This is a genomic window from Streptomyces macrolidinus (genome assembly GCF_023887685.1).
GTDB lineage: Bacteria > Actinomycetota > Actinomycetes > Streptomycetales > Streptomycetaceae > Streptomyces > Streptomyces macrolidinus.
Genome location: NZ_JAMWMR010000015.1, coordinates 61,312 through 87,127, shown reverse-complemented (window position 1 = coordinate 87,127; position 25,816 = coordinate 61,312). Strand labels below are relative to the sequence as shown.

The window sequence follows — 25,816 nt, the reverse complement described above, 5'->3', positions numbered from 1 at the left end:
CTCAGGACGCGGCGGGCCCGCGCATCCGGCGCCACACGCCAGGCACCGAACTGACCGCCAGCGTCAGCACCACCGCCGCCACCACGCCCTCCCACGGCTTCGGGAACAGGGAGCCGCCGAGAATGCCGATCAGTTGGTAGGTCGCGGCCCAGGCGAGGCAGGCCGGGGCGTCGCCGCGGGCGAAGTCCCGTAGGGGCATACGGGCCATCAGACAGGCGAGCATCACCGGTACACGGCCCGCCGGGAGCAGCCGGGAGAGGGTGAGCACCGCCACCCCGTGGTCGTCGAGCTTCTGCTGCGCCTGGGCCAGCCGGTCCTCGGGGGCGCGGTCGCGGATCCGCGCGAGCCACCGGGAGCCGCTCCGCGACCGCATGCCGCGCCGCCCCAGCCAGTACAGCGCGACATCCCCGAGGAACGCCGCGAGCGCCCCGACGACGAAGACCAGCGCGAGCGCGAACGGCGCGGTCTGGTGGAAGGCGACGACGGCCGCGGAGCTGACCAGCGCCCCCGTCGGCACGACGGGCACGAGCGCGCCGACCAGCACGAGCAGGAACAGCGACGGGTAGCCGATCGCCTGCTGGGTGGACTCCAAGGGCAGGGTGGTACTCGCGGCGGCGAGGGATATCACGAGGCGGCCTCCGGACGGACGCTCTCGCCGTGGGCCAGGAGATGGACCGCAGCCTGGGGCGCGTGCTGCGCGGCAAGGCGCGCGAACTCGTCGCCCGGCGCGTGGAATTCATGGGGGCGCACGGCGTCCATGCCGATCGGCCAGTACGTGCCGTAGTGCATCGGCACCGCGCTGCGGGGCATCAGCCGCGCCAACGCCTCGGCCGCACGCCCCGCGTCCAGATGCCCCTCCCCGAGGTTCGGCCCCCAGCCGCCGACCGGCAGCAGCGCCACGTCGACCGGCCCGACCTCCTCCGCCATGGACGGGTACAGCCCGGTGTCCCCGGCGAAGTACGTGTGTGCCTCGCCCTCGACGACGAAGCCGAGCGCGGGGCAGCGGGGCCGCCCGAACGGCAGCCGACGCCCGTCGTGATGGGCGGGGACCACGCGTACGACCAGGTCACCGAGCTGGACCCGGTCGCCGGGCGAGACCTCCGTGACGCGCAGCCGGTCGAGCTTGCGCAGCCCCGGTACCTGGGCGGGAGCACCGCGCGGCACCAGCAGCCGGGTGTCCGGGGCGAGCCGGGCCAGCGACGGCACGTGCAGGTGGTCGGCGTGCAGATGGGAGACGAGCACCACATCCGCGATCGCGGCCTCGGGCGGCGGCGGGGCACCCCGGCGGCGCCGCAGATGCGCGAGACGGCGCGCGAACAGCGGGTCCGTGAGCACCCGCACCCCGGAGTCCTCGACCGTGCACGTGGCATGGCCCCACCACGTGATCTCCACCGACACCTCGTCGCCTCCTTCCCGTCCGTCCCACCGAGTCCGACCACCGAGTCCGACCACCGAGTCCGACCACCGAGTCCGACCACCGAGTCCGTCCCGCCCGGTCCTTCCCGCGCTGTCCGAAGCCTACGGGCAGAGGTAGGGTCTGCGGCGACCCCGGCCGGACGAGGACGAGATGAGGTGTGGTGTGGGTCACGGGCGCCTGCGACGTGTGCTCAGTGGAGTGTGGCGGAGTATCGCCGTGTGGGCCGCGTCGAGTGTCACCCTGCTCGTCCTCGCCGCGTTCCTCCCCGACTTCCGGCTGGAGTCCGCGGGCGGCGACAGCTTCACCCGCGTCGCTCTCACCGCCGCCGCGGGCGCCGGTGTCTTCGGCCTGCTGTCCTCTCTGGTGTGGCCCCTGCTGGTGCGGCTGCTGCTGCTCGTGCCCGCCCTCGTCCTCGGGCTGCTCGTCTTCTTCCTCAACGGCTCCCTGCTGCTGCTCGCTCTGCGCCTCAACCCCTCCGGTCACGGCCAGGCCGCCCTGGAGACCGCGGTGGTCGTCGCCGCCGCGATGTCGGCCGTGGCCTCGGCCACCGGCGGCGCCCTCGCCGTACGGGACGACGACGCGTACCGCAGACGGCTCTCCCGGCTCGCCGACCGGCGGCACGGGCGACGACGTGACGGCGGACAGGCCGGGCCCGCCACGCCGGGCGTCGTCTTCGTCCAACTCGACGGCGTCGGATACGAGGTGCTCCGGACGGCCGTCGACAAGGGGCTCATGCCCACCGTCGCCTCCTGGCTCGACCCCCGCGACGGTCAGGGCCCCTCCCACCGCCTCACCTCCTGGCGCACCGACTGGTCCAGCCAGACCGGCGCCAGCCAACTGGGCATCCTGCACGGCTCCAACCACGACATCCCGGCCTTCCGGTGGTACGAGAAGGACCGGCACGAGGTCATGGTCTCCAACCGGCCGACGAGCGCCGCCGAACTCCAGCGCCGCGCCGTCGCACGGACCGGTGACGGCGGGCTCCTCACCACCGACGGCGCCAGCCGCGGCAACCTGTTCAGCGGCGGCGCCGGCCAACTCGCCCTCGTCCTGTCCGTGTCCGCGAGACGAGGCAAGGAGAACCGGTCCCGCGCCGGGTACTTCGCCTACTTCCGCGACCCCGCCAACGCGGTCCGCACCGCCATGTCCTTCGTCGCCGAGGTCGGCCGCGAGATGGGCCAGTCCCTTCGCGCGCGCTGCGCGAAGCGGCGGCCCCGGGTCGGCCGCGGCGGCCTGTACCCCCTCGTCCGCGCCTTCGCCACCGTCGTCGAACGGGACGTCGTCGTCGCCGCGGTGATCGGGGACATGCTCGCCGGCCGCACCGCGGTCTACGCCGACCTGGTGGCGTACGACGAGGTGGCCCACCACTCCGGCCCGCACAGCCGCGACGCCGAGAAGGTCCTCCGGACGCTGGACCGCTCGCTCGCGCTGCTCGCCCAGGTCGCCGAGCACGCCCCGCGCCCGTACCGGATCGTCGTCCTGTCCGACCACGGCCAGAGCCCGGGGGAGACCTTCCGGTCGCGGTACGGACTCAGCCTGGGCGACCTGGTCCGGGCCGGCTGCGGCCTGCCCGTGCCTCGCAAGGCGGAGAGCACGCACAGCGGGACCGAGGCGCGCGCGGCGGTACGGGCCGCGCTGCGGCGGCCGGTCGAGGAGGGCGGGGAGAAGCACCGGCCCGCGCCTCGCCGCTCCGAGCCGCTCGTGCTGGCCTCCGGCAACCTCGGTCTCGTCTCCTTCCCGGACGTGCCGCACCGGATGAGCAAGGAGGAGATCGACCGCCGCCATCCCGCGCTGCTGTCCACGCTCGCCCACCACCCCGGTATCGGCTTCCTCCTCGTACGCAGCGAGGAACACGGCGGGGTGGTGCTGGGGGCGCACGGGGCGGAGATCCCGGTCGACCGGCTCGATGACGAGACCGGTCCGCTCACCGGCTTCGGCCCCGGCGCCGCGGACGCCGTGCGCCGCACGCACTCCTTCCCGCACACCGCCGACATCATGGTCAACTCCTGGTGCGACCCCGCAGAGGGCGAGGTGCTCGCGTTCGAGGAGCAGATCGGCTCGCACGGCGGACTCGGCGGCGCCCAGGGCCGCCCCTTCCTGCTGTCGCCGACGACGCTGTCCGCCCCGGCGCGGGACGGCAGCGAACTCGTCGGCGCCGAGCGGATCCATCACGTCTTCCGCCGCTGGCTGCGCGAGTGCGCCGTCCCCGGGACGCCGCTGACCGCGCGCGTGGGCGGGACGGAGGCCACGCCCGCGCCCGCGGCCGAGGCCGAGAACGAACGCGCCGCCTGACCCCGCCGCCCGAACGCGCCGCACCGTTCACCCGGTGTGCCGCCTCCGCGTGTGATCGGATGTGCCTGACGGAACCCGGCAACGGGCCCAAACCGAAAGGAAGAACCGTGGCAACCACGCGCAGCGCACACACGGTCTGGGAAGGCAATCTGCTCGAGGGCAACGGCGTCGTCACCTTCGACTCCTCCGGCATCGGTGAGCAGCCGGTGTCGTGGCCGTCGCGCGCGGAGAAGGCGAACGGCAAGACCAGCCCCGAGGAACTGATCGCCGCCGCCCACTCGAGCTGCTTCTCCATGGCCCTGGCACACGGTCTGGCGGGCGCCGGTACCCCGCCCACCAAGCTCACCACCTCGGCCGACGTCACGTTCCAGCCGGGGACGGGCATCACCGGTATCCATCTCACCGTCGAGGGGACCGTCCCCGGCATCGACGCCGACACCTTCAGCGCCGCCGCCGAGGGCGCCAAGCAGAACTGCCCGGTCAGCCAGGCCCTGGCCGGTACGACGATCACGCTCACGGCCAAGCTCGCCTGACGCCGGTCACGTTCGAGGTGCCGCGCTCCCTCCGCAGGGGCGCGGCACCGTCATGTCCCGCTCGCTCAGAGCTTGCGCGCGACCCCGGCGTACACCGGCACGACGCCCTCCGCCGTCGCCGCCAGATCCTCCTCCTCAGGACGCCACTCGGAGACCGGGAGCACACCGGGCTCCAGCAGTTCCATGCCGTCGAAGAAGCGCGAGAACTCCGCGCGCGAGCGCGGGTGCATCGGGGTTCCACTACGGCGGAACAGCGTGGCCGCCCGCTCCATGGCGGCCGGGTCCAGGTCCGGGGTGACCTGGGAGAGGACCAGATGACTGCCGGGGGCGAGCGCGTCGACGTACCGCTTCAGCAGCCCGTACACGTCATCGACCGCCGGGTCCTCGCTCAGGTAGTGGGTGATGGCGATCAGCGAGAGCGCCACCGGCTGGTCGAAGTCCAGGGTCTTCGAGGCCAGCGAGAGGATCGCGTCCACGTCACGGACGTCCGCGTGGACGTAGTCGGTGACACCCTCGTCGGTCCCCTGCAACAGCGCCTCGGCATGCCGCAGCACGATCGGGTCGTTGTCGGCGTACACCACACGCGCCGCCGGGACGATCTCCTGCGCGACCTGGTGGAGGTTGGGGGAGGTGGGGATGCCCGTGCCGACGTCGAGGAACTGGCGCACCCCCGCGTGCGCCAGAGCCCGCGTGGCCTTGCGCATGAACCGGCGGTTGGCGCGCGCTCCGCGCCGTACGGCCGGATCCACGGCGAGTATCTTCCGGCCCAGCTCCTCGTCCACCGGGTAGTTGTCCTTGCCGCCCAGCCACCAGTCGTACACCCGCGCGGGATGAGGCCGGCTGGTGTCGAGCTGGGTGGGTGCCGCTTCACGTCCGTTCGTCATGAGGATGCTCCTGAAGGGAGAAGAGGTGACTCGAAGATGACGTGCAGTCAGAAGACGTCTGGCAAGACGTCTGGCAAGACGTGTCAGAAGGTGTCGCGATACTCCCGCAGAATGTCCCTCGTGCGCTGCACGGAGGCCGCCTTCGCGGACATGTGGTCCAACACCTCCAGGTGCATGGCCACTTCGGTGCGCGAGTCGAGATAGAGGGCGCCGGTCAGGTACTCGCTGTAGACCATGTCGGGCAGTTCCGGCTCGGCGAAGCGGAACAGCACGAACGGGGTGTACGTCCCCGGGTGCGGGCCGACGGCGTACTCCGCGACCTGCAAGGTGATCCCGGGGTTCTCGCTGATCTCGAGGAGTCGGCCGAGCTGGTCGCGCATCACGGCGGAGCGGTTGCTGACCGGGCGGCGCAGCACCGTCTCGTCCATGATCACCCAGAGGTGGGGCGGGTTCTCGCGCGTGAGCAGCTTCTGCCGGGCCAGCCGCAGCGCCACATGCCGCTCGATGTCCTGCGGGCGGACCTGCCCGACGGTCCCGGCCTCCAGCACGGCGCGCGCGTAGTCCTCGGTCTGGAGCAGTCCGGGTACGAAGTGGGGCTCGTACGAGCGGATGATGCGGGCGGCGCCCTCCAGGCTCACATGCAGGCTGAACCAGTCGGGCAGGACGTCGTGGTAACGCTGCCACCAGCCGGGCTCGTTGGCCTCTTCGGCGAGCCGGACGAAGGCGGTGACCTCCTCGTCGGGCACACCGTACGTCGAGAGCAGCACCTGTACGTACGGGATCTTCAGCGAGACTTCGGCCATCTCCATACGCCGTACGGTCGCCGGGGCGACGCGCAGGACCCGCGCCGCCTCCTCCCGCTTGAGCCCGGCGCTCTCCCGCAGCTCCTGCAGCCGACGCCCGAGGACCACCTGCCCCACCGTCGGCGCAGCCCGCCGCTCGCTCACGCGACGCCTCCCTAGTGGCCGAAGTACGCGAGCAGTGTGCCACGTTCACGCGAAACGCACACGAGGGCGGACGCGTCGTGATCACTTCGGGGCCGAATCCCCCGCCTGCTTGACGTGTCGTCACATATCCGTGGTCTGGAGGTACTTCACCGTCGCCGCGTCCGCGGGGAGGAACGTCTCGATGGCCAGTTCCGCGACCGTGACGTCCATCGGGGTGTTGAAGGTGGAGATGGACGAGATGAAGGACAGCGCGTGGCCGTCGTGCGCGATGCGCATCGGGAGCGCGAAGTAGGCGACGGGCTCGTCCAGTTCGGAATCCGCGTGGTCCGGGGCGTCGGGCACCGGATACGCCGCCACCTCCTCGTACAGCGCGCGCAGCTCGGACGAGCGCTGCAAGGCGATCTGCCGGTCCATCTGCGCCAGCAGGTGGTGGCGCCACTCGCGCAGGTTCAGGATGCGCGGCGCGAGGCCCTGCGGATGCAGCGACAGACGCATCACGTTCAGGGGTGCGGCGAGCATGTGCTTCGGGACGTCCTCCAGGAACATCATGATGCCCCGGTTCGCCGCCACCACGTTGTACAACGCGTCGACCACCAGCGCCGGATAGGGCTCGTAGCCCTTGATCAGCCGCTCCATGGCCGTACGCAACGTCCCCATCGACGGGTCCGTCAGCGGGGTCTCCGAGTAGTGCGGGGCGTAACCGGCGCTCAGCAGCAGCGCGTTGCGCTCGCGGACCGGCACGTCCAGGTGCTCCGCGAGGCGCAGCACCATCTCCTCGCTCGGGCGCGAGCGGCCCGTCTCGATGAAGCTGATGTGCCGCGCCGAGGAGTCGGCGCGCAGGGCCAACTCCATTTGGCTGAGCCGTCGTTGCTCGCGCCAGCGGCGCAACAGCGGGCCGATGCCCGGTTCGGAAGACCCTGGTGACAACGCGATGGCGTCGGACGCGACAATGGTCATGGCACGACCCTAGTCGAGGAGCGGAAGTATGGACGACCGGAATGCCCCGCCCTGGGAGGCCACGGCGGTCTACCGGGCCCGCGTGCGCGGCTGCCTTCTCGGCGGCGCCATCGGTGACGCCCTCGGCTACCCCGTCGAGTTCCTCTCCCTGGACCGCATCCGGGCCGCGCACGGCGCGCGGGGCGTCACCGGGCTCGTACCCGACGCCCAGGGCGTCACGGGCCGGGTCACCGACGACACCCAGATGACCCTCTTCACCGTCGAAGGACTCCACCGGGCCCACGAGCGCGAACGGCACAAGGGCCTGGGCGGCGGCTGGCCCCTGCTGGTCCGGGAAGCGTACGGCCGCTGGCTCGACACCCAACACCTGTCCCGCCCGCCCGCGGATGTCCACCACGGCCTGGCCGCGCAGCACTGGCTGTACGCGCGACGCGCACCCGGCAACGCCTGCCTCTCCGGCCTCGCCCATGCCTTCGTGCCGGACCCGGCGACCGAGCTGGGCCCGCCCGGTCCCGTCAACTCCGACTCCAAGGGCTGCGGCGCGGTCATGCGCTCCGCCCCCTTCGGGCTGGTCCGCGTCGCTGCCGAGACGGCGTTCGTCATGGCCGCGCGCTGCGCCCAGATCACCCACGGCCATCCCACCGGCTACTACGCCGCGGGAGCCTTCGCCGCGATCGTCACCCACCTGATCGAGGGCGACTCCCTGGAAGGGGCCGTGCTGCGCGGCATGCGGCTGCTCGCCCGGTACCCCGGACACGAGGAGACCACGAACGCGCTGCGCCAGGCCCTGGACCTGGCCGCCGAAGGGTCGCCGACCGCGCGGAAGGCCGAGACGCTCGGCGGGGGCTGGATCGCGGAGGAGGCGCTCGCCATCGCCGTGTACTGCGCGCTCGTCGAGCCGGACGTACGCCAGGCTCTCCTGCTGTCCGTCAACCACTCCGGCGACAGCGACTCCACGGGCGCCATCTGCGGCAACCTCCTCGGCGCCCACCACGGCGACCACGGCCTGCCGCACGACTGGCTGACGCGGGTCGAGGCGCGCGCCGAGATCACCGTCCTGGCGGACGACTTCGCCGCGGAGTGCCTCCGCCGGTGAGGGCACGGCCGCGCGTACGGAGCCGCGGACGGGCGATGTGACAGGGTGGGCGAACCTCTGGGAAGGAGCGCACGTCATGCCCGTCGAACCGCTGCCGCAGAAGGAGATCGAGGACCGGCTGGCACAGCTGCCCGGCTGGTCCCTGGACGGCGACCGGCTCGCCCGCTCCTATCGGCTCGGCTCCCACTTCGCCGCCGCCGCGATGGTCGTCCACATCGCCCAGGTGCAGGAGGAGCTCGACCACCACGCCGACCTCACCCTCAGCTACCACACCGTCTCCCTCACCGTGAACACCCACAGCGTGGGCGGCGCGGTCACCGAACTCGACTTCGAACTGGCCCGCCGCATCGAGGAGTTGGCGCCCGCCCACGGCGCCCGTGGCTAGAGTGTGGCCCATGCTCGACTACGAACGCGAGGCCGACGTCTACGACGCCACCCGCGGAGGCGAGCCCCGCGCCGAGGCGGCGGCCGACGCCCTCCTCGGCCTGCTGCCCGAGGACACCGGACGGCTGCTCGACGTGGCCTGCGGCACGGGCAGCGTGACCCGGCGGCTCGCGGCCGGGCGGCCGGGGCTCAGGGTGACGGGCGCGGACCTGGCCGACGCGATGACGCGCTACTCCGCCGCCCGGCTGCCGGGCGCCGTCGTCCGCGCGGACAGCCGTCGACTGCCCTTCCCGGACGGGACGTTCGACGCCGTCACCAGCGTGTGGCTGCTGCATCTCATCGACGACCCCGACGACGTCCGGGCCATCCTTCGCGAGTGCGCCCGCGTTCTGCGTCCCGGCGGGATGTACCTCACCACGGTCGACAAGGCCGAGGCCCATGACGTGGGCAGTGACATCGACGCCGTCCTCGTCCCCCGCCCCCGCCATCCGGCCCCGGACGCCTCGGAGACGGTCGCGGCGCACGCCGCCGTGTACGGCCTGGTCCCCGCCGGACAGGCCCGCTTCCCCGGCGTCGGTCAGGGCCGCAGCCCCCGCAGCACGGTGGCGGACCTGCGACGCGGCTGGTTCACCACACTGACCCCCGGCTCCCCGCTGGCCGAACAACTCGCCGCGGATCTCGGCACCCTGCCCGATCAGGACCGGCCGCGCCCGGACCCGGTGTTCACACTCCAGGCCTTCCGCAAGGGCTGAACGACGGCCGAGGGAGGCGGCGGATATCCGGTGTCGCCGGGAGCCGCGTCAGCCCTAGTGTTCGGCCTCATGGATGACACCAGCGCACCGCCACGGCTGACCCGCCTCACCTTCCACGGCCCTCTCTCCGAGGAGCGGGCCGACAGGATGATCCATCGGCTGACCGCCCATCTCGCTCCCGACGCCCCGGCCACCGTGCTCGATCTCGGGTGTGGCTGGGGCGAGTTCATGCTCCGTCTGATCGCGGCGACGCCCGGTGCGACCGGCGTCGGCCTCGATCTCAACAAGGACGACCTCGCCCGCGGGCGCGCGAACGCCGAGGTCCGTGGGCTGGGCGAGCGCGTGCGCTTCGTCCAGGAGTCCGCCGTCGACACCGGTCATGGACCGGCCGACATCGTGCTCTGCCTCGGCGCCAGCCACGCGCTCACCGACGCCCGGCCGCCCGAGCACACCGTGGCGGCCCTGCGTGCCCTGCGCCGTCTGGTGGCCCCGGGCGGCCGTGTCCTGCTCGGCGAGGGCTTCTGGCAACGCTCGCCTACGGAAGGCGAGTTGGCGGCCATGTGGCCGGACGCGTCCGCCGCGGAGTTCAGCGACCTCGCCGACCTTGTCGACCTCGCCGTCGACGCGGGCTTCCGTCCTGTCTGGACCGAGACCGCGAGCCTCGACGAATGGGAGGTGTTCGAGTCCGCGTACCAGGCCGACGTCGAGGAATGGCTCGCGGCCCACCCCGACCACCCGCTGGCGCAGGAGACCCGCGACCGTGTGGACAGCCACCGCGGCATGTGGCTCCGGGGCTATCGCGGGGTCATGGGTCTGGCCTACCTGACTCTTGTGCCGGTGAACTGACCGGTGAGCTGAGGGGCGGGTGGCCGGACGGCCCGGTGAAGTGGTGGCCGGGCGGGCGGGCCGCGCCCGGTTTGCCGTTCCGGCAACGGAACTGGCTCGTCAGCCGTCTGCCGGTGCACGCTGGGCGCATCGACAGGAGAGGCTGATCCCATGGCACAGGAACACCAGGACCAGGACCACGACCAAGACGCACGCGACGGCCACCAGCACCATCACGGCCACGGCCACGGCCACGGGCACGGTCACGGCAACACCGACATGGACTGGGCCGTGATGGGCCCGCTGCTGGAGTCCCAGGCCGAGCTGTTCGCCCCTCTGTACCGGCAGGTCATGGCCTGGCTGTCCGAGCAGGTGTCCGCCCCCGGGCTGATCGTCGACACGGGCAGTGGCCCGGGGGTGGTCTCCTGCCTGTTCGCGGAGGCCTTCCCTGGCGCGCGGGTCGTCGCGGCGGACGGCTCCGCGCCGCTCCTCGAACGGGCCCGCGCCCGCGCCACACGCCTCGGTCTCGCCGACCGGCTCACCACCATCACCGGCGAACTCCCGGACGTACTCGGGAAGTTGGAGCGTCCGGCCGACCTGCTGTGGGCCAGCAACAGCCTGCACCACCTGGGCGACCAGCGCGCCGCCCTGGCCGAGTTCGCCACGCACCTGGCTCCTGGTGGCACCCTCGCCCTCCTCGAAGGCGGTCTGCCCGGCCGCTTCCTGCCCCGGGACATCGGCATCGGCCGCCCCGGTCTCCAGGCCCGCCTCGACGCGGTGGAGGCCGACTGGTTCACGCGTATGCGCGAGGAGTTGCCCGGTTCCGTCGCCGAGACCGAGGACTGGCCCGCCCTGCTGACCGCCGCCGGTCTGAAGCCCACCGGCACCCGCAGCTTCCTCCTCGACCTGCCCGCCCCGCTCTCCGCTACGGCCCGCGCCTACGTCGTCGCCTCCCTCACCCGCACACGCGAAGCACTGGCCGACGAGCTCACCGACACGGACCGCGCCACCCTGGACCGCCTCCTCGACCCCGACGACGAGGCGAGCGCGCATCACAGGCCCGACGTCTTCGTCCTGAAGGCACACACCGTGCACACGGCCGTGCGTACGTCCTGAACTCCCGCCGCCGCGCAGCCGGTTGACTTCGAGCGCTCTCCAAGTGGTTGACTCCTCGCCATCTCACCGAACACCAGGGGGTCGACCATGACGGACGCTCACGTCACACTCATCACCGGCGGCGGCAGCGGCATCGGCGCCGCGGTGGCCCGGCACCTGCTCGACGCCGGGCATCGCGTCGCCGTCACCGGGCGGAGCGAACGGCGGCTGCGCGACTTCGCCGCCGAACTCGGCGAGCCCGAGGACCTGTTGACGATCGCCGGGAACGCCGCCGACTACGAGCAGGTGAAGGGGGCCGTCGAGACCACGGTGAAGCGGTTCGGCCGACTCGACACCGTCATCGCCAACGCCGGGTTCGCCACCGACTCCACGGTCGCCGAGGGCGATCCGGCCGGGTGGACCGACATGGTGCTGACCAATGTCCTCGGTCCGGCGCTGCTCGTCCGGGCCTCCATCGACGCCCTCAAGGAGACACGCGGCCGGATCGTCCTCGTCGGCAGCGTCGCGGGGTTCGTGCCCACGCCCGGCAACGTCTACGGCGCGACCAAGTGGGCGGTCACCGCGCTCGCCGAGAACACCCGTCGACAGGTCACCGAATGGGGCGTGGGCGTGACCCTGATCGCCCCCGGCCGCGTGGAGACCCCGTTCTGGGACGACCTGGGCGGCCTGCCGCCGGGCCGCCTGCTCACCGCCGACCAGATCGCCGACTCGATCGTCTGGGCCGTTCGGCAGCCCGAGGGCGTGGACGTCAACACGGTGGTCATACGCCCGATCGGACAGCCGAACTAGGGCCTGTCTGACAGGCCCCAGCGACAGGAGCACGGCGACCGGCTCGTCGAAGTCGAAGTCGATGACCTGACGAAGCCGAGCCTCGGTCTCACACCACGTCGAACGCGGCCGGGTCGGGGCCGATGCGGCGGTCCTCGTTGAGCGCGCTGATCGCCGCCATGTCCTCCGTGTCCAGCGAGAAGTCGAACACGTCGATGTTCTCCTTGATCCGGGACGGCGTCACGGACTTCGGGATCACGATGGTGCCGAGCTGGAGGTGCCAGCGAAGCACGATCTGGGCCGGGGAACGGCCGTGCTTCTGGGCGATGGCGACGATCGCCGGGACCTCCAGCAGCCCCTTGCCCTGGCCGAGCGGCGACCAGGCCTCGGTGGCGATGCCCTGAGCCGCGTGGAAGTCGCGCGCCGCGTGCTGCTGGAGGTGCGGGTGCAGCTCGATCTGGTTGACCGCCGGGATGACGGACGTCGCCTCGATCAGCGTCTTCAGGTGCTCCGGAAGGAAGTTGGAGACACCGATCGCCTTGGCGCGACCGTCCGCGTGGATCTTCTCGAAGGCCTTGTACGTGTCGACGAACGTGCCCCGGGACGGCAGCGGCCAGTGGATCAGATACAGATCCACGTACTCGAGGCCGAGCTTCTCCAACGAGGTGTCGAAGGCGCGCAGCGTGGCGTCGTATCCCTGGTCGCCGTTCCAGAGCTTGGTGGTGATGAAGAGGTCCTCGCGGGGGAGCCCCGAGGCCGCGACCGCCCGGCCGACGCCCTCTTCGTTGCCGTAGATCGCCGCAGTGTCGATGCTGCGGTACCCGGCCTCCAGTGCGGTGGCGACGGCGCTCTGCGCCTCGTCGTCGGGCACCTGCCAGACGCCGAAGCCGAGCTGCGGCATCTCGACGCCGTTGTTCAGGATGATCGGGGGGACCTTGCTGCTCACGAGCTCTTGATCCTTAGGTTGACGGTGGTACGAGTGATACGCGTGGTACTTCCATCGTCAACGATCACGGCCCGACGTGCATTCCTGAACGGCTGATTCCCGCCGGAATCGCGCCGGGAAGCACACACTGACCGGAAACGGACCCCGGCTCACGTCGTGTACAAGGCCTCCACCTCCGTCGCGTACGCGTTCTCGATCGCCTTGCGCTTCAGCTTCAGCGACGGGGTGAGCAGGCCCTGCTCCTCGGTGAACTGGTGCGCGAGGACGCGGAACGTGCGGATCGACTCGGCCTTCGAGACCAGGGTGTTCGCGGCGACCACCGCGCGCCGCACCTCCGTCTCCAGGTCGGGGTCGTGCACCAGTTGCTCCGGGGGCAACCCCGGCTTGCCGCGCATCTGCGACCAGTGCTCCACGGCGTCGGCGTCGAGCGTGATCAGCGCGGCCACATAGGGGCGGTCGTTGCCGACGACGATGCACTGCGCGACCAGCGGATGCTCCCGTACCCGCTCCTCCAGCGGTCCCGGAGACACACTCTTGCCGCCGGAGGTCACCAGGATCTCCTTCTTGCGCCCGGTGATCGTCAGATACCCGTCCTCGTCGAGAGAGCCCAGGTCACCGGTGGCGAGCCAGCCGTCGTGCAGGACCTCGGCGGTGGCCACGGGGTTGTTGAGATAGCCCTGGAAGACATGGCCGCCGCGCAGCCACACCTCGCCGTCCTCCGCGATGTGCACGGTCGTGCCGGGGATGGCCTGGCCGACCGTGCCGTACCGGGTGCGCTCGGGCGGGTTCGCGGTCGCCGCCGCCGTCGACTCCGTCAGCCCGTACCCCTCGTAGATCTGCACCCCCGCGCCCGCGAAGAACAGCCCGAGACGGCGGTCCATCGCCGAGCCGCCCGACATCGCCTGCCGCACCCGGCCGCCCATCGCGGCGCGGAGCTTGGCGTACACGACCTTGTCGAAGAACTGATGCTGCATGCGCAGGGCCGCCGACGGGCCGGGGCCCGTGCCCCACGCCTTCGCCTCGAGAGCCTCCGCGTAGGCGACGGCGACCTCGACCGCCTTCTCGAACGGCCCGGAGCGGCCCTCCTTCTCGGCCTTGCGGCGGGCCGCGTCGAAGACCTTCTCGAAGATGTACGGCACCGCGAGGAAGAACGTCGGCCGGAACGCGGCCAGATCGGGCAGCAGCGCCTCCGCGCGCAACTGCGGCTGATGGCCGACCCTGACCCTGCCGCGGATCGCCGCGACCTGCACCATCCGCCCGAAGACATGGGCCAGCGGCAGGAACAGCAGGGTGGCCGCCTCGTCGCCCTTCCTGGAGTGGAACACCGGCTTCCAGCGCTCGATGACCGTGTCGGTCTCGAACATGAAGTTGCCGTGCGAGAACACACAGCCCTTGGGGCGGCCGGTGGTGCCGGAGGTGTAGATGACTGTCGCCGTCGAGTCGGGGGTGACCGCGCGGCGGTGCCGGTGCACCACCTCGTCGTCGATGCGCGCACCCGCCTCGTACAGCTCCTGCAGGGCGCCCGCGTCGAGCTGCCACAACCGGCGCAGGTGCGGCAGCCGGTCGATGACCGTGGCGATGGTCATCGCGTGGTCCTCGTGCTCCACCATCGCGGCCGTCGCCTGTGCGTCGTGCAGCATCCAGGAGACCTGCTCGGCCGACGAGGTGGGGTAGACGGGCACCACCTGGGCGCCGATCGTCCACAGCGCGTAGTCGAAGAGGGTCCACTCGTAGCGCGTACGGCACATGATGGCGACCCGGTCGCCGAACCGGACCCCGTCCGCCAGCAGCCCCTTCGCGAGCGCCAGGACCTCGTCACGGAACTCGGCGGCGGTCACCTCGCGCCAGCGCCCCTCCTCGTCCTTGCGGCCGAGGGCGACCCGGTGCGGATCCTCCCGTGCATGGTCGAAGACGGCATCGGCCAGACCGCCCACCGGCGGCGCCGACGTCGACGGAGGGTTGGTGAACTCGCGCAATCCCCGCTCCTAGGGTGATGCTCCGCACAGCGCGGTGAAAGCTACCCCACCGTAGGGCCGGGCGGGAGGGGGTGGAATCCCGTTGGCCGGTCCGTGAACGCACAGGTCAGCGGGGAAATACGCGCACATGGGAAAGGGGCGGACAGAACTCCTCGAGGTCCCGTACGAGCGGGCCCGCAATCTCCACGGAATCTGTACGGCGCGATTACCGCGGGTCAGGGCCGCATGCCGGTGCGAGGGGGCTAATGGCGGTGGAGTCGGTCCCCGCTCGCCAGGATCGCCGCCGCGAGCGCTCGGGCCGCGCCCTGTGCCTGGCCGGGGCGGTGGCCATGGGCCAGGACGAAGTCGACCTCGCCCAGCTCGGGCAGGCCCGCGCGCTCGGGGACCCGTACCAGGCCGGGCGGGATCAGGCCCCGGGAGTGGGGCATCACGCCGAGACCGGCGCGGGCCGCGGCGAGCAGGCCGTTGAGACTGCCGCTGGTGCACACGATGTGCCAGGCACGGCCCTGTTCCTCCAGGGCGTCCAGGGCGCGGGCGCGGGTGATGCCCGGCGGTGGATAGACGATCAGCGGCACCGGGCGGTCGGGGTCGAGCCGCAGCCGCTGCGCGCCGATCCAGACCAGCCGGTCGTGCCAGACCAGTTCGCCGCGCGGGTCCCGCGGACGCCGCTTGGCCAGCACCAGGTCGAGCCGCCCCTCGGCGAGCCGCTCGTGCAGGATGCCGGACAGCTCGACCGTCAGTTCCAGGTCCACCTCGGGGTGGTCATGGCGGAAGCCCTCCAGGATCTCCGGCAGCCGGGTCAGGACGAAGTCCTCCGACGCGCCGAAGCGCAGCCTGCCGCGCAGCCGGGTCCCGGTGAAGAACGCCGTCGCCTGCTCGTGCACCTGAAGGATCCGGCGGGCGAAGCCGAGCATGGCCTCGCCGTCCTCCGTCAGCTCGACGGAGTGGGTGTCCCGCTGGAAGAGCTGCCGTCCGGTCGCGTCCTCCAGACGCCGCACATGCTGGCTGACGGTCGACTGGCGCAGCCCGAGCCGCCGGGCGGCCTGCGTGAAGCTGAGCGTCTGGGCCACCGCGAGGAAGGTACGCAGGTGGGAGGGGTCGTACATGCCCCCAGGCTATCGGGATTCGTGATGACAGTCAGAGAGGTGTACGGGATTCCCGATCGCTCGCGAAAGGAGACGATGAGGGGACACGACGACCCGAAGAAGTCGAAGAAGTGGAGCACAGTGAACCGCCTGCGTTGGCCGCGTCGGATGCCCGTCGACCCGTACGTCCTCCTGCTGCTCGGGACCGTGGGGCTCGCGGCCCTCCTTCCGGCGCGCGGCACGGCCGCCGACGTGGCCTCCGGTGCCTCCACGGCCGGAATCGCCCTCCTCTTCTTCCTGTACGGAGCCCGGCTCTCCACTCATGAGGCACTGGCCGGGCTCAGACACTGGAGACTCCATGTCACCGTGCTGGCCTGCACGTTCGTGGTCTTCCCACTGCTGGGCCTCGCGGCCCGCGGCCTGGTGCCGGTGTTCCTGACGCACGACCTCTACACCGGACTCCTCTTCCTCACCCTGGTCCCGTCGACGATCCAGTCCTCGATCGCCTTCACCTCGATCGCCCGCGGCAACGTCCCCGCCGCGATCTGCGCCGGCTCCTTCTCCTCCCTCATCGGCATCGTCATCACACCGCTGCTCGCGGCGGTGCTGCTCGGCAACAGCGGCGGGGGGTTCTCCGCGGACTCGCTCGTCAAGATCGTGCTGCAACTGCTGGTGCCGTTCCTGGCGGGGCAGGCGCTGCGGCGGTGGATCGGCGGGTTCATCACCCGGCACCGGAAGATCATCGGGCTCGTCGACCGCGGCTCGATCCTGATGGTCGTCTACACCGCGTTCAGCGAGGGCATGGTGCAGGGCATCTGGCACCAGGTGAGCCTGCCGCGGCTCGGCGGCCTCGTCGTCACCGAAGCGGCACTGCTCGCCGCGATGCTCGGCCTGACCTGGTACGGCGCTCGGGCCCTGGGGTTCGACCGGGGGGACCGGATCGCGATCCAGTTCGCCGGGTCGAAGAAGTCCCTGGCCTCCGGACTGCCCATGGCGGGCGTCCTGTTCGGCACGCACACCGCGCTCGCCGTGCTTCCCCTGATGCTCTTCCACCAGATGCAGCTCATGGTCTGCGCGGTGATCGCCAAGCGCCGCTCCCACGACCGGGAGGCGGAAGTGCCCGGCTCAGGTGCACAGCACCACCTTCCCCAGATTGCTCCGTGACGCGATCGCCTCGTGCGCCCTCGCCGCGTCCTCCAGCGCGAACCTCGCGTGGACGACGGGCCTGAGCGCGCCCTCCGTGAACAGATCCCACAACTCCCGCCGCCACCGCTCGTAGAGCGTCGGCTCCCCGCGCGCGATCCGTGCCCTCGGGAAGCCGACAGGCTGCTCAGCTCCGGGCGGCCCTGGTCGTCGTCCGCAGGGCGATGCGATGGTCGCCCGCGTACACGTTCATGGAGCTGCCGCGCAGGAAGCCCACCAGGGTCAGGCCCGTCTCCGCGGCCAGGTCCACCGCCAGGGAGGACGGTGCGGAGACGGCGGCCAGCATCGGGATGCCCGCCATCACCGCCTTCTGCGCCAGCTCGAAGGAGGCCCGGCCCGAGACCAGCAGGATCGCGCGGGACAGCGGCAACGCGCCGCTGCGCACGGCGCGGCCGACCAGCTTGTCGACCGCGTTGTGCCGGCCCACGTCCTCGCGGATGTCGAGCAGCTCCCCGTCCTCGGCGAACAGGGCAGCCGCGTGCAGACCCCCGGTGCGTTCGAACACCCGCTGGGCCGCGCGGAGCCGGTCGGGAAGGCTCGCGAGCAGCTCCGGCTCCACCCGCAGTGGGGGAGTGTCCGCGATCGGCCACCGCGCCGTCGTACGGACCGCGTCCAGGCTCGCCTTGCCGCACAGGCCGCAGGAGGACGTGGTGTAGACGTTCCGCTCCAGCGTGATGTCCGGGATCACCACCTCGGGCGCGGTCCTCACGTCGACCACGTTGTAGGTGTTGACCCCGTCCGCGGTGGCGCCCGCGCAGTACACGATGTTCCGTACGTCCGAGGCGGCGCCCAGGACGCCCTCGCTCACCAGGAAGCCCGCCGCCAGGGCGAAGTCGTCCCCGGGTGTGCGCATGGTGATCGCGAGCGGCTTGCCGTTCAGCCGGATCTCCAACGGCTCCTCGGCGACCAGTGTGTCCGGGCGCGACGAGACGACCCCGTCCCGGATGCGGATCACCTTGCGTCGTTCCGTGACTCGTCCCATCGCCCCATTGTCCTGCACCCGTCCTGCGCCTGGTGAGACCCCGGCCTCGGCCCGGTCGGCCGCCGTCGGCTGTGCGGGAAGCCGACAACACGCACGGCCCATTCCTGTCGATGGTCATGCCTTCGTACCCATGAGTCACTGATCAGACTGGTCGAGCCGGACACCTGCCCACGAGGGGGACCACCCATGAACGGCTCGCGCATCACCGCCGTCGGCCACTATCAGCCCGCCAAGGTGCTCACCAACGAGGACCTGGCGGGCATGGTCGAGACCAGCGACGAGTGGATCACCAGCCGGGTGGGCATCCGCACGCGTCACATCGCCGGGCCCGACGAGCCCGTGGACGAGCTGGCCGCGTACGCCGCCGCCAAGGCGCTCGCCGCGGGTGGGCTCACGCCCCAGGACATCGACCTGGTCATGGTCGCCACCAGCACGGCCGTCGACCGCTCCCCGAACACGGCCGCTCGCGTCGCCGCCCGGCTCGGCATCCCCCGGCCCGCCGCCATGGACATCAACGTCGTCTGCGCCGGGTTCACGCACGCACTCGCCACCGCCGACCACGCGGTGCGCGCGGGCGCGGCGACGCGGGCGCTCGTCATCGGCGCCGACAAGATGTCCGACATCACGGACTGGAGCGACCGTACGACGTGCGTGCTGGTCGGGGACGGCGCCGGGGCCGCCGTGGTCGAGGCGTGCCCGCCCGGTGCGGAGCCCGGCATCGGTCCCGTGCTGTGGGGCTCGGTACCGGAGATGGGGCGCGCGGTACGCATCGAGGGCACGCCCTCGCGGTTCGCGCAGGAGGGGCAGAGCGTGTACCGGTGGGCGACGACCCGACTGCCGCCCCTGGCACGCCGGGTCTGCGAGCGGGCCGGGATCGCGCCCGAGGACCTCGACGCGGTGGTGCTGCACCAGGCGAACCTGCGGATCGTCGAGCCGCTCGCCCAGAAGCTCGGTGCCGTGAACGCGGTCGTCGCCCGCGATGTGATCGAGTCCGGGAACACCTCGGCCGCGAGCATCCCGCTCGCGCTCTCCAAGCTCGTGGAGCGCGGCGAGATCTCGTCCGGCGACCGGGTGCTGCTCTTCGGGTTCGGCGGCAACCTGTCGTACGCGGGACAGGTCGTCCGCTGCCCGTAGCCTCCGCCCCGCACAAGGCACCGTAGTCCCGGGTGCCATGGTCTTTGTCCTGTGAGAGGCGAAAGCTCGCGGCAATTCGCGCACGACTTCTTCCCACTCCCGGCGACCGCTGCTACGTTCCCCTCCAAAGCGCGGCACCGACAGCCGAATTGAGGCGGGGAGGGGTTCGTGAGACGCATGACGGCACGACCCGCGAACGCCCATCAGGCCCGGCTGCTGCGCCTGTTGCGTGACAACGGCCCCAACTCCCGTGCCCAACTGGGCGACCAGGTCGACCTGTCCCGGTCCAAGCTGGCCGTGGAGGTGGAGCGGCTGCTGGAGACGGGGCTGGTCGTGGCCGACGGTCTCGCCGCCTCGCGGGGCGGCCGTCGTTCCCACAACGTCCGGCTCGCCCCCGGCCTGCGCTTCCTCGGCGTCGACATCGGCGCGACCTCGGTCGACGTCGCCGTCACCAACGCCGAACTGGAGGTGCTCGGGCACCTCAACCAGCCCATGGACGTGCGCGAGGGTCCCGGCGCGGTCTTCGAGCAAGTCCTCACCATGGCCGCGAAGTTGAAGGCCTCCGGGCTCGCGGAGCACTTCGACGGCGCGGGCATCGGCGTACCGGGCCCGGTTCGCTTCCCCGAAGGCGTACCGGTCGCGCCGCCGATCATGCCGGGCTGGGACGGCTTCCCGGTACGGGAGGCGCTCAGTCAGGAACTCGGCTGCCCGGTCATGGTCGACAACGACGTGAACCTGATGGCCCTGGGCGAGCAGCACGCGGGCATCGCCCGCACGGTGAGCGACTTCCTCTGCGTCAAGATCGGCACCGGTATCGGCTGCGGCATCGTCGTCGGCGGTGCGGTCCACCGCGGTACGACGGGCAGCGCGGGCGACATCGGGCACATCCAGGCCGTGCCCGAGGGACGTCCGTGCGCCTGCGGCAACCGGGGGTGTCTGGAGGCCTACTTCAGCGGGGCGGCCCTCGCCCGCGACGCACAGGAGGCGGCCCAGCAGGGACTCTCGCCGGAACTGGCGAGACGACGTGAGGCGAACGGCACGCACGGCACGCTCAGCGCCGTCGATGTCGCCGCCGCTGCCGCCGCGGGCGACACCACCTCGCTCGCCCTCATCCGGGAAGGCGGAACCCGCACCGGCCAGGTCATCGCCGGCCTGGTCAGCTTCTTCAACCCCGGCCTGGTGGTGATCGGCGGCGGGGTCACCGGCCTCGGCCACACCCTGCTCGCCGCGATCCGCACCCAGGTCTACCGCCAGTCGCTGCCCCTGGCGACCGGCAATCTGCCCATCGTGCTCGGCGAGTTGGGACCCGCCGCCGGAGTCATCGGCGCGGCCCGGCTCATCAGTGACCACCTCTTCTCACCCGCGTAACCGGCTCACCGGTAGCCCTCCAGTACAGCGCCTCGCTCTGCTCTGCCCTGCCCCGAAATCGCCTGCCCGACAAGCGGTTTCGCCCTGACACCGGCCGAACGCCCGCCGAGGGGAACTCACATGGCATCAGAACCACCGCTGCTCACCATGTCCGGCATCACCAAGGCGTTCCCCGGCGTCCGCGCCCTCGACGGCGTCGACCTCGACGTCCACAGCGGCGAAGTGCACTGCCTGCTCGGCCAGAACGGGGCCGGGAAGTCCACCCTCATCAAGGTCCTCGCCGGTGCCCACCAACCTGACACCGGCACGATCCGCTGGCGGGGCGAACCCGTCACCCTCCGCTCGCCCAGCGCCGCCATGCGCCTCGGCATCGCCACCATCTACCAGGAACTCGACCTGGTGGAACACCTGTCGGTGGCCGAGAACGTCCACCTCGGCCATGAACCGACCACGACGGGCTTCATCGTGCGAGGGAAGGCGGCGCGCGCGTCAACAGCCCGATTGCTGCACCGACTCGGCCATCCCGAGATCGACCCGGCCCGCCGTGTCGGTCAACTGTCCGCCGCCCAGCAGCAGATCGTGTCCATGGCGCGGGCACTCTCGCACGACGTACGGCTCATCGTGATGGACGAGCCCTCCGCCGCCCTCGACCCGGACGAGGTCGACAACCTCTTCCGAATCGTCGGCGACCTCACCGCCGACGGCGTCGCCGTCGTCCACATCTCCCACCGCCTGGAGGAGATCCGCCGCATCGGCGACCGGGTGACCGTCCTCAAGGACGGCCGGGCGGTGGCGGGCGGACTCCCGGCCAAGGAGACACCGACGCGCGAGGTGGTCGCGCTGATGACAGGGCGCAACGTCGAGCACGTCTTCCCGCCGCGCCCCGCCGAGACTCCTGCGGGTCAACCGGTCCTGGAGGTACGGCGATTGGCGCGCAAGGGCGAGTTCGAGCCCCTCGATCTCACGGTCGGCCCCGGCGAGATCGTCGGCCTCGCGGGACTCGTCGGCTCCGGTCGCTCCGAGATCCTGGAGACGATCTACGGGGCGCGCAGGCCCACCGCCGGTCAAGTCCTCGTCAGTGGAAGCCCGTTGCGCCCCGGCAACGTACGCGCGGCGGTCCGTGCCGGGATCGGGCTCGCCCCGGAGGAGCGCAAGGCACAGGCCCTGCTCATGCTGGAGTCCGTCACCCACAACGTATCGGTCTCCTCCCTCTCCCGCTTCGCGCACGCGGGCTGGATCGACCGGGGCGCCGAACGGGCCGCGGCGCACGAGGCGATCCGCGAGCTGTCGCTGCGCCCCGACAACCCCTCCGTACGCGTCCGTACCCTCTCCGGCGGCAACCAGCAGAAGGCCGTCCTGGCCCGCTGGTTGCTGCGCGGCTGCCGGGTGCTGCTGCTCGACGAGCCGACCCGCGGCGTGGACGTCGGCGCGCGCGCCGAGCTGTACGCGGTGGTCCGCCGTCTCGCCACCGAGGGCGTCGCCGTGCTGCTGGTCTCCAGCGAACTGCCCGAGGTGCTCGGGCTCGCCGACCGCGTCCTGGTGCTGCGCGAAGGCCGGGTCGTCCACGAGGCGCCCGCCCGGGAGTTGGACGAGCGGCGCGTGCTCGACCTGGTGATGGCAGACAGCCCCGTGGCGAGCGAAGGGAGCCCGGCGTCATGACACAGCACATGTCCCCGCCCCGCGACGACACCGGCAAGGCGACACCGACAGGCCAACTCCCCTTCTGGCGCGGCCTGATGGCCCACCTCGATGTCCGCACCCTCTCACTCCTCGGCGTGCTCGCCGCGCTGGTCGTCATCGGCGGCGTCACCAAGCCGGACGAGTTCCTCGACACCCGCAACCTCCAACTCGTCCTCACCCAGGCCTCGGTGATCGGTGTGGTCACCGTCGGGATGACCTTCGTCATCACCTCCGGCGGCATCGACCTGTCGGTCGGCGCGATCGTCGCGCTCGCCTCGGTATGGGCCACCACGGTCGCCACCCAGGACTACGGCTTCGCGGGCATCCTCTTCACCGCGGTCGCCGTCGGCGTGGGCTGCGGCCTGGTCAACGGCCTGCTCGTGGCGTACGGCGGCATGGTTCCGTTCATCGCCACGCTCGCCATGCTGGCCTCGGCGCGCGGCCTCGCACTCCAGATCACCGACGGCAGAACCCAGATCGTCACCGTCGACCAGGTCCTGAGACTCGGCGAGCGCGACGCGTATGTGCTCGGCATCCCGCCGCTGGTCATGGTGTTCGCGGTGGTGACGGTCATCGGCTGGCTGGTCCTGGGCCGCACCACGTTCGGGCGCCGCACGGTCGCCGTCGGCGGCAACGCGGAGGCGGCCCGGCTCGCCGGTATCGACGTACGCCGCCAGCGGCTCTACCTCTATCTGCTGTCCGGGCTGTGCTGCGGCATCGCCGCCTTCCTGCTGATCGTCCTGTCCGGCTCCGGCCAGAACACCAACGGCAACCTCTACGAACTGGACGCCATCGCCGCCGCGATCATCGGCGGGACGCTGCTCAGCGGGGGCCGCGGCACCATCACCGGCTCCGTGCTCGGCGTCCTGATCTTCACCACGATCACCGACATCTTCGCCCTGAACAACCTGCAGAGCGACGTCCAGCAGATCGCCAAGGGCGCGATCATCGTCGCCGCCGTGCTGGTCCAGCGCCGTACCGCGAGCACGACTTGAGGGAAGGGTTCACCGCCATGTCAGAACGGACGTCCTTCACGAGCCGAAGAGGCATGCTCTTCGGGGCCGCCGCCGTCTCCGCCGGTGCCTTCCTCACCGGGTGCACGAGCAACGACGACAAGGACGCGAAGCCCGCGGGCAACGGCCAGTCGGCCGCCGACAACACCCCCGGCAAGCACGTCACCATCGGCTTCGCCGGACCGCAGGCCGACCACGGCTGGCTCAACGCCATCAACGACAACGCCAAGAGCCGTGCCGGGAAGTACCCGGACATCACCCTGGAGATCACCGAGGGGTCGAACGACACCGCCGCGCAGATCGGTCAGATCGAGACCCTCATCAACAAGAAGGTCGACGTGCTGGTGATCCTGCCCGCCGACGGCAAGGCACTCACCCAGGTCGGGCTGAAGGCGATGCGCGCGGGCATCCCGGTCGTCAACCTCGACCGCATCTTCAACACACCGCAGGCGTACCGCTGTTGGATCGGCGGCGACAACTACGGCATGGGGCTCAACGCCGGTCGCTACATCGGCGAGAAGCTCAAGGGGAAGTCGGACGCCCGCGTCGTCGAGTTGGCCGGGCTCGACAACCTGGAACTGACCAAGCAGCGCACCCAGGGCTTCGACGACGCGTTGAAGAACTACCCGAACATCACGAAGGTGGCCCGTCAGGCCGCCGACTTCACGGTCGAGTCGGGACAGGCCAAGATGGCCCAACTCCTCCAGGCCCAATCGAAGTTCGACGCCCTGTGGAACCACGACGACGACCAGGGCGTGGGCGCGCTGCGCGCCATCGAGCAGGCGGGCCGAAGCGACTTCATGATGGTCGGCGGCGCGGGCGCGCTCGCCGCGTTCCAGGCCATCAAGCAGGACAAGGGCGTCCTGAAGGCCACCGTCCTCTACCCGCCGACCATGGCCGCCTCCGCGATCGACCTCGCCCGCGCCCTCGGCCAGGGCAAGGGCGTCGGCGGCCTCGCCGAGTACGAGATCCCCGCCTCGCTCACGCTCTACTCGGCCGTCGTGGACAAGGACAACGTCGATCAGTACATGCCCACCGGCTTCAAGTGACGACTCCCGCCCCCACCCCCCACGGCGCCATCACGACGAGGACGAGGAGGACCCTCCCATGGGAGAGCCGCAGCGGTCGGAGAACGCGGAGGCCGCGAAGTCCGAGGCCGCGAAGTCCGAGGCCGCCAAGCCGCACGCGGCCGAAGCCAGGGCATCGGCCGAAGTCAAGGCATCGGACGGAGCCGAGGCACCGGACCGAGCACCGGCCGCGACCGCCAAGGGCACCAAACCGCCCCTGCACGTCGGCATGGTCGGCTATGCCTTCATGGGCGCCGCTCACTCCCAGGGCTGGCGCACCGTCGGCCGCGTCTTCGACCTGCCGCTGCGCCCCGTCCTGGCGGCGATCTGCGGCCGGGACGAGACGGCCGTGCGCGCGGCGGCGGACCGGCACGGCTGGGCGACGGCCGAGACCGACTGGCGTGCCCTGATCGCCCGGGACGACATCGACCTCGTCGACATCTGCACACCCGGCGACAGCCACGCCGAGATCGCCCTCGCCGCGCTGGCCGCGGGCAAGCACGTGCTGTGCGAGAAGCCGCTCGCCAACACCGTCGCGGAGGCCGAAGCGATGGCTTCGGCCGCCGAAGTGGCCTCCGGACGCGGTCAGTTGGCCATGGTCGGCTTCAACTACCGCCGGGTGCCCGCCACCGCGCTGGCGCGGCGCATGGTCGCCGAGGGGCGGCTCGGCGCCCTGCGGCACGTACGGGTGACGTACCTTCAGGATTGGCTGGTGGACCCTGACTTCCCCCTGACCTGGCGACTGCGCAGGGAACAGGCCGGGTCCGGCGCGCTCGGCGACCTCGGAGCACACATCGTGGACCTCGCCCAGCACCTGGCGGGAGAGCCACTGGCCGGGGTCTCCGCGCTCACCGAGACCTTCGTACGACACCGCCCGCTGCCCGGCGGCCCCACCAGCGGCCTGTCCGCCGTGACGGCCGACAACGCCGGACAGGTGACGGTGGACGACGCCGCCCTGTTCACCGCCCGCTTCCCCTCCGGCGCCCTCGCCTCGTTCGAGGCCACCCGGTACGCCACCGGACGCAAGAACGCCCTGCGGATCGAACTCAACGGTGAACGCGGGTCGCTGGCCTTCGACTTGGAGCGCCTCAACGAGCTGTCGTACCACGACAGGACCGAGCCCGGCAGCTACGCGGGCTTCCGCCGCATCCTCGTCACCGAACCCGATCACCCCTATCTGGACGCCTGGTGGCCGCCGGGCCATGGCCTCGGGTACGAGCACACCTTCGTCCACCAGGCCCGCGACCTCGTCCGCGCGATCGCCGAAGGCACGAGGCCCGTTCCCTCCTTCGCCGACGGGCTCCAGGTCCAGCGGGTGCTCGCGGCGGTGGAGGAGAGCGCCGGGAAGAACTCCGTCTACACCCCGATAGCGAACTGAGGAGGCCAAGCGA

Annotated in this window: 24 protein-coding genes and 1 pseudogene; 15 read left to right on the top strand and 10 right to left on the bottom strand. The window is 71.5% G+C overall.

Annotated elements, in window-relative coordinates:
* Window position 1 precedes the first annotated feature (1 nt).
* Entirely contained in the window at window positions 2–628 is a 627-nt protein-coding gene (locus NGF19_RS17910) for a DedA family protein (RefSeq protein WP_252425952.1), read from the bottom strand.
* Complete coding sequence (locus tag NGF19_RS17905; protein WP_252425951.1) at window positions 625–1,398, bottom strand: MBL fold metallo-hydrolase; 774 nt, start codon at window positions 1,396–1,398, stop codon at window positions 625–627. The genes NGF19_RS17910 and NGF19_RS17905 overlap by 4 nt, the downstream gene beginning before the upstream one ends.
* A gap of 169 nt (window positions 1,399–1,567) precedes the next feature.
* Here NGF19_RS17905 and NGF19_RS17900 point away from each other — a divergent pair, with 169 nt between their 5' ends.
* Window positions 1,568–3,709, top strand: a complete 2,142-nt coding sequence (locus tag NGF19_RS17900) for a phage holin family protein (protein WP_252425950.1) — start codon at window positions 1,568–1,570, stop codon at window positions 3,707–3,709.
* 107 nt (window positions 3,710–3,816) lie between these two features.
* Window positions 3,817–4,242, top strand: coding sequence for an OsmC family protein (locus NGF19_RS17895; protein WP_252425949.1), 426 nt, complete (start codon window positions 3,817–3,819; stop codon window positions 4,240–4,242).
* 65 nt (window positions 4,243–4,307) lie between these two features.
* Here NGF19_RS17895 and NGF19_RS17890 read toward each other — a convergent pair whose 3' ends face one another.
* From NGF19_RS17890 to NGF19_RS17880, 3 genes are all read right to left on the bottom strand, one after another.
* A complete protein-coding gene (locus tag NGF19_RS17890) occupies window positions 4,308–5,126 on the bottom strand; it encodes an SAM-dependent methyltransferase (RefSeq protein WP_252425948.1) in 819 nt (272 codons plus the stop codon).
* A gap of 83 nt (window positions 5,127–5,209) precedes the next feature.
* The gene (locus NGF19_RS17885; protein WP_252425947.1) at window positions 5,210–6,073 is read right to left on the bottom strand and encodes a Sco1979 family transcriptional regulator; all 864 of its coding nucleotides are present in this window, start codon (window positions 6,071–6,073) and stop codon (window positions 5,210–5,212) included.
* 120 nt (window positions 6,074–6,193) lie between these two features.
* Window positions 6,194–7,030 (bottom strand): helix-turn-helix domain-containing protein, encoded by an 837-nt coding sequence (locus NGF19_RS17880; RefSeq protein ID WP_252425946.1) that lies wholly within the window; start codon window positions 7,028–7,030, stop codon window positions 6,194–6,196.
* Window positions 7,031–7,058: 28 nt separating this feature from the next.
* Here NGF19_RS17880 and NGF19_RS17875 point away from each other — a divergent pair, with 28 nt between their 5' ends.
* From NGF19_RS17875 to NGF19_RS17850, 6 genes are all read left to right on the top strand, one after another.
* Window positions 7,059–8,126, top strand: coding sequence for an ADP-ribosylglycohydrolase family protein (locus NGF19_RS17875; protein ID WP_252425945.1), 1,068 nt, complete (start codon window positions 7,059–7,061; stop codon window positions 8,124–8,126).
* 76 nt (window positions 8,127–8,202) lie between these two features.
* Window positions 8,203–8,511, top strand: a complete 309-nt coding sequence (locus NGF19_RS17870) for a 4a-hydroxytetrahydrobiopterin dehydratase (RefSeq protein WP_252425944.1) — start codon at window positions 8,203–8,205, stop codon at window positions 8,509–8,511.
* Window positions 8,512–8,521: 10 nt separating this feature from the next.
* Window positions 8,522–9,262 carry a class I SAM-dependent methyltransferase gene (locus NGF19_RS17865; RefSeq protein ID WP_252425943.1) on the top strand — a complete coding sequence of 247 codons (741 nt, stop codon included), beginning with the start codon at window positions 8,522–8,524 and terminating at the stop codon, window positions 9,260–9,262.
* Window positions 9,263–9,331: 69 nt separating this feature from the next.
* On the top strand, window positions 9,332–10,108 hold the full coding sequence (locus NGF19_RS17860) for a class I SAM-dependent methyltransferase (RefSeq protein WP_252425942.1): 777 nt from the start codon (window positions 9,332–9,334) through the stop codon (window positions 10,106–10,108).
* 150 nt (window positions 10,109–10,258) lie between these two features.
* Window positions 10,259–11,203: a class I SAM-dependent methyltransferase gene (locus NGF19_RS17855; RefSeq protein WP_252425941.1), complete on the top strand. Its 945-nt coding sequence runs from the start codon at window positions 10,259–10,261 to the stop codon at window positions 11,201–11,203.
* 87 nt (window positions 11,204–11,290) lie between these two features.
* A complete protein-coding gene (locus NGF19_RS17850; protein ID WP_252425940.1) occupies window positions 11,291–11,992 on the top strand; it encodes an SDR family oxidoreductase in 702 nt (233 codons plus the stop codon).
* Window positions 11,993–12,080: 88 nt separating this feature from the next.
* Here NGF19_RS17850 and NGF19_RS17845 read toward each other — a convergent pair whose 3' ends face one another.
* The 3 genes from NGF19_RS17845 to NGF19_RS17835 all read right to left on the bottom strand — a co-directional run bounded on the left by NGF19_RS17845 (window position 12,081) and on the right by NGF19_RS17835 (window position 15,999).
* Complete coding sequence (locus NGF19_RS17845; protein WP_308288498.1) at window positions 12,081–12,917, bottom strand: aldo/keto reductase; 837 nt, start codon at window positions 12,915–12,917, stop codon at window positions 12,081–12,083.
* A 149-nt stretch (window positions 12,918–13,066) separates the two neighbouring features.
* A complete protein-coding gene (locus NGF19_RS17840) occupies window positions 13,067–14,893 on the bottom strand; it encodes an AMP-dependent synthetase/ligase (RefSeq protein ID WP_252425939.1) in 1,827 nt (608 codons plus the stop codon).
* Between the two features lie 242 nt (window positions 14,894–15,135).
* Window positions 15,136–15,999 carry a LysR substrate-binding domain-containing protein gene (locus NGF19_RS17835; protein ID WP_252425938.1) on the bottom strand — a complete coding sequence of 288 codons (864 nt, stop codon included), beginning with the start codon at window positions 15,997–15,999 and terminating at the stop codon, window positions 15,136–15,138.
* 120 nt (window positions 16,000–16,119) lie between these two features.
* Here NGF19_RS17835 and NGF19_RS17830 point away from each other — a divergent pair, with 120 nt between their 5' ends.
* The gene (locus NGF19_RS17830) at window positions 16,120–17,142 is read left to right on the top strand and encodes a bile acid:sodium symporter family protein (protein WP_252426017.1); all 1,023 of its coding nucleotides are present in this window, start codon (window positions 16,120–16,122) and stop codon (window positions 17,140–17,142) included.
* On the opposite strand, the pseudogene NGF19_RS17825 reads toward NGF19_RS17830, so the two are convergent.
* Together NGF19_RS17825 and fdhD are read right to left on the bottom strand one after the other, a co-directional pair.
* A pseudogene (locus NGF19_RS17825) lies at window positions 17,104–17,316 on the bottom strand (zinc-binding dehydrogenase); the annotation flags it as partial. The gene NGF19_RS17830 and the pseudogene NGF19_RS17825 sit on opposite strands and share 39 nt — an antisense overlap.
* Complete coding sequence (gene fdhD / locus NGF19_RS17820; protein ID WP_252425937.1) at window positions 17,309–18,163, bottom strand: formate dehydrogenase accessory sulfurtransferase FdhD; 855 nt, start codon at window positions 18,161–18,163, stop codon at window positions 17,309–17,311. The pseudogene NGF19_RS17825 and the gene fdhD, both read right to left, overlap by 8 nt.
* Window positions 18,164–18,349: 186 nt before the next feature.
* On the opposite strand from fdhD, the gene NGF19_RS17815 reads away from it, so the two are divergent.
* The 6 genes from NGF19_RS17815 to NGF19_RS17790 all read left to right on the top strand — a co-directional run bounded on the left by NGF19_RS17815 (window position 18,350) and on the right by NGF19_RS17790 (window position 25,803).
* Window positions 18,350–19,297 (top strand): beta-ketoacyl-ACP synthase III, encoded by a 948-nt coding sequence (locus tag NGF19_RS17815; protein ID WP_252425936.1) that lies wholly within the window; start codon window positions 18,350–18,352, stop codon window positions 19,295–19,297.
* A 177-nt stretch (window positions 19,298–19,474) separates the two neighbouring features.
* Window positions 19,475–20,665: an ROK family transcriptional regulator gene (locus NGF19_RS17810; RefSeq protein ID WP_252425935.1), complete on the top strand. Its 1,191-nt coding sequence runs from the start codon at window positions 19,475–19,477 to the stop codon at window positions 20,663–20,665.
* Window positions 20,666–20,785: 120 nt separating this feature from the next.
* The gene (locus NGF19_RS17805) at window positions 20,786–22,324 is read left to right on the top strand and encodes a sugar ABC transporter ATP-binding protein (RefSeq protein ID WP_252425934.1); all 1,539 of its coding nucleotides are present in this window, start codon (window positions 20,786–20,788) and stop codon (window positions 22,322–22,324) included.
* Entirely contained in the window at window positions 22,321–23,340 is a 1,020-nt protein-coding gene (locus tag NGF19_RS17800; RefSeq protein WP_252425933.1) for an ABC transporter permease, read from the top strand. The genes NGF19_RS17805 and NGF19_RS17800 overlap by 4 nt, the downstream gene beginning before the upstream one ends.
* A gap of 17 nt (window positions 23,341–23,357) precedes the next feature.
* On the top strand, window positions 23,358–24,407 hold the full coding sequence (locus NGF19_RS17795) for a substrate-binding domain-containing protein (protein ID WP_252425932.1): 1,050 nt from the start codon (window positions 23,358–23,360) through the stop codon (window positions 24,405–24,407).
* Between the two features lie 247 nt (window positions 24,408–24,654).
* The gene (locus NGF19_RS17790) at window positions 24,655–25,803 is read left to right on the top strand and encodes a Gfo/Idh/MocA family protein (RefSeq protein ID WP_372505682.1); all 1,149 of its coding nucleotides are present in this window, start codon (window positions 24,655–24,657) and stop codon (window positions 25,801–25,803) included.
* Window positions 25,804–25,816: the final 13 nt, after the last annotated feature.

Excerpts from the sequence above, each read along its gene's own strand:
- NGF19_RS17890 (WP_252425948.1), bottom strand. The coding sequence starts at position 5,126 with ATGACGAACGGACGTGAAGCGGCACCCACCCAGCTCGACACCAGCCGG.
- NGF19_RS17835 (WP_252425938.1), bottom strand. The coding sequence starts at position 15,999 with ATGTACGACCCCTCCCACCTGCGTACCTTCCTCGCGGTGGCCCAGACG.
- NGF19_RS17815 (WP_252425936.1), top strand. The coding sequence starts at position 18,350 with ATGAACGGCTCGCGCATCACCGCCGTCGGCCACTATCAGCCCGCCAAG.
- NGF19_RS17790 (WP_372505682.1), top strand. The coding sequence starts at position 24,655 with ATGGTCGGCTATGCCTTCATGGGCGCCGCTCACTCCCAGGGCTGGCGC.
- NGF19_RS17865 (WP_252425943.1), top strand. The coding sequence starts at position 8,522 with ATGCTCGACTACGAACGCGAGGCCGACGTCTACGACGCCACCCGCGGA.
- NGF19_RS17855 (WP_252425941.1), top strand. The coding sequence starts at position 10,259 with ATGGCACAGGAACACCAGGACCAGGACCACGACCAAGACGCACGCGAC.
- NGF19_RS17870 (WP_252425944.1), top strand. The coding sequence starts at position 8,203 with ATGCCCGTCGAACCGCTGCCGCAGAAGGAGATCGAGGACCGGCTGGCA.
- NGF19_RS17810 (WP_252425935.1), top strand. The coding sequence starts at position 19,475 with ATGACGGCACGACCCGCGAACGCCCATCAGGCCCGGCTGCTGCGCCTG.
- NGF19_RS17875 (WP_252425945.1), top strand. The coding sequence starts at position 7,059 with ATGGACGACCGGAATGCCCCGCCCTGGGAGGCCACGGCGGTCTACCGG.
- NGF19_RS17800 (WP_252425933.1), top strand. The coding sequence starts at position 22,321 with ATGACACAGCACATGTCCCCGCCCCGCGACGACACCGGCAAGGCGACA.
- NGF19_RS17850 (WP_252425940.1), top strand. The coding sequence starts at position 11,291 with ATGACGGACGCTCACGTCACACTCATCACCGGCGGCGGCAGCGGCATC.
- NGF19_RS17795 (WP_252425932.1), top strand. The coding sequence starts at position 23,358 with ATGTCAGAACGGACGTCCTTCACGAGCCGAAGAGGCATGCTCTTCGGG.
- NGF19_RS17880 (WP_252425946.1), bottom strand. The coding sequence starts at position 7,030 with ATGACCATTGTCGCGTCCGACGCCATCGCGTTGTCACCAGGGTCTTCC.
- NGF19_RS17805 (WP_252425934.1), top strand. The coding sequence starts at position 20,786 with ATGGCATCAGAACCACCGCTGCTCACCATGTCCGGCATCACCAAGGCG.
- fdhD (WP_252425937.1), bottom strand. The coding sequence starts at position 18,163 with ATGGGACGAGTCACGGAACGACGCAAGGTGATCCGCATCCGGGACGGG.
- NGF19_RS17900 (WP_252425950.1), top strand. The coding sequence starts at position 1,568 with ATGAGGTGTGGTGTGGGTCACGGGCGCCTGCGACGTGTGCTCAGTGGA.
- NGF19_RS17860 (WP_252425942.1), top strand. The coding sequence starts at position 9,332 with ATGGATGACACCAGCGCACCGCCACGGCTGACCCGCCTCACCTTCCAC.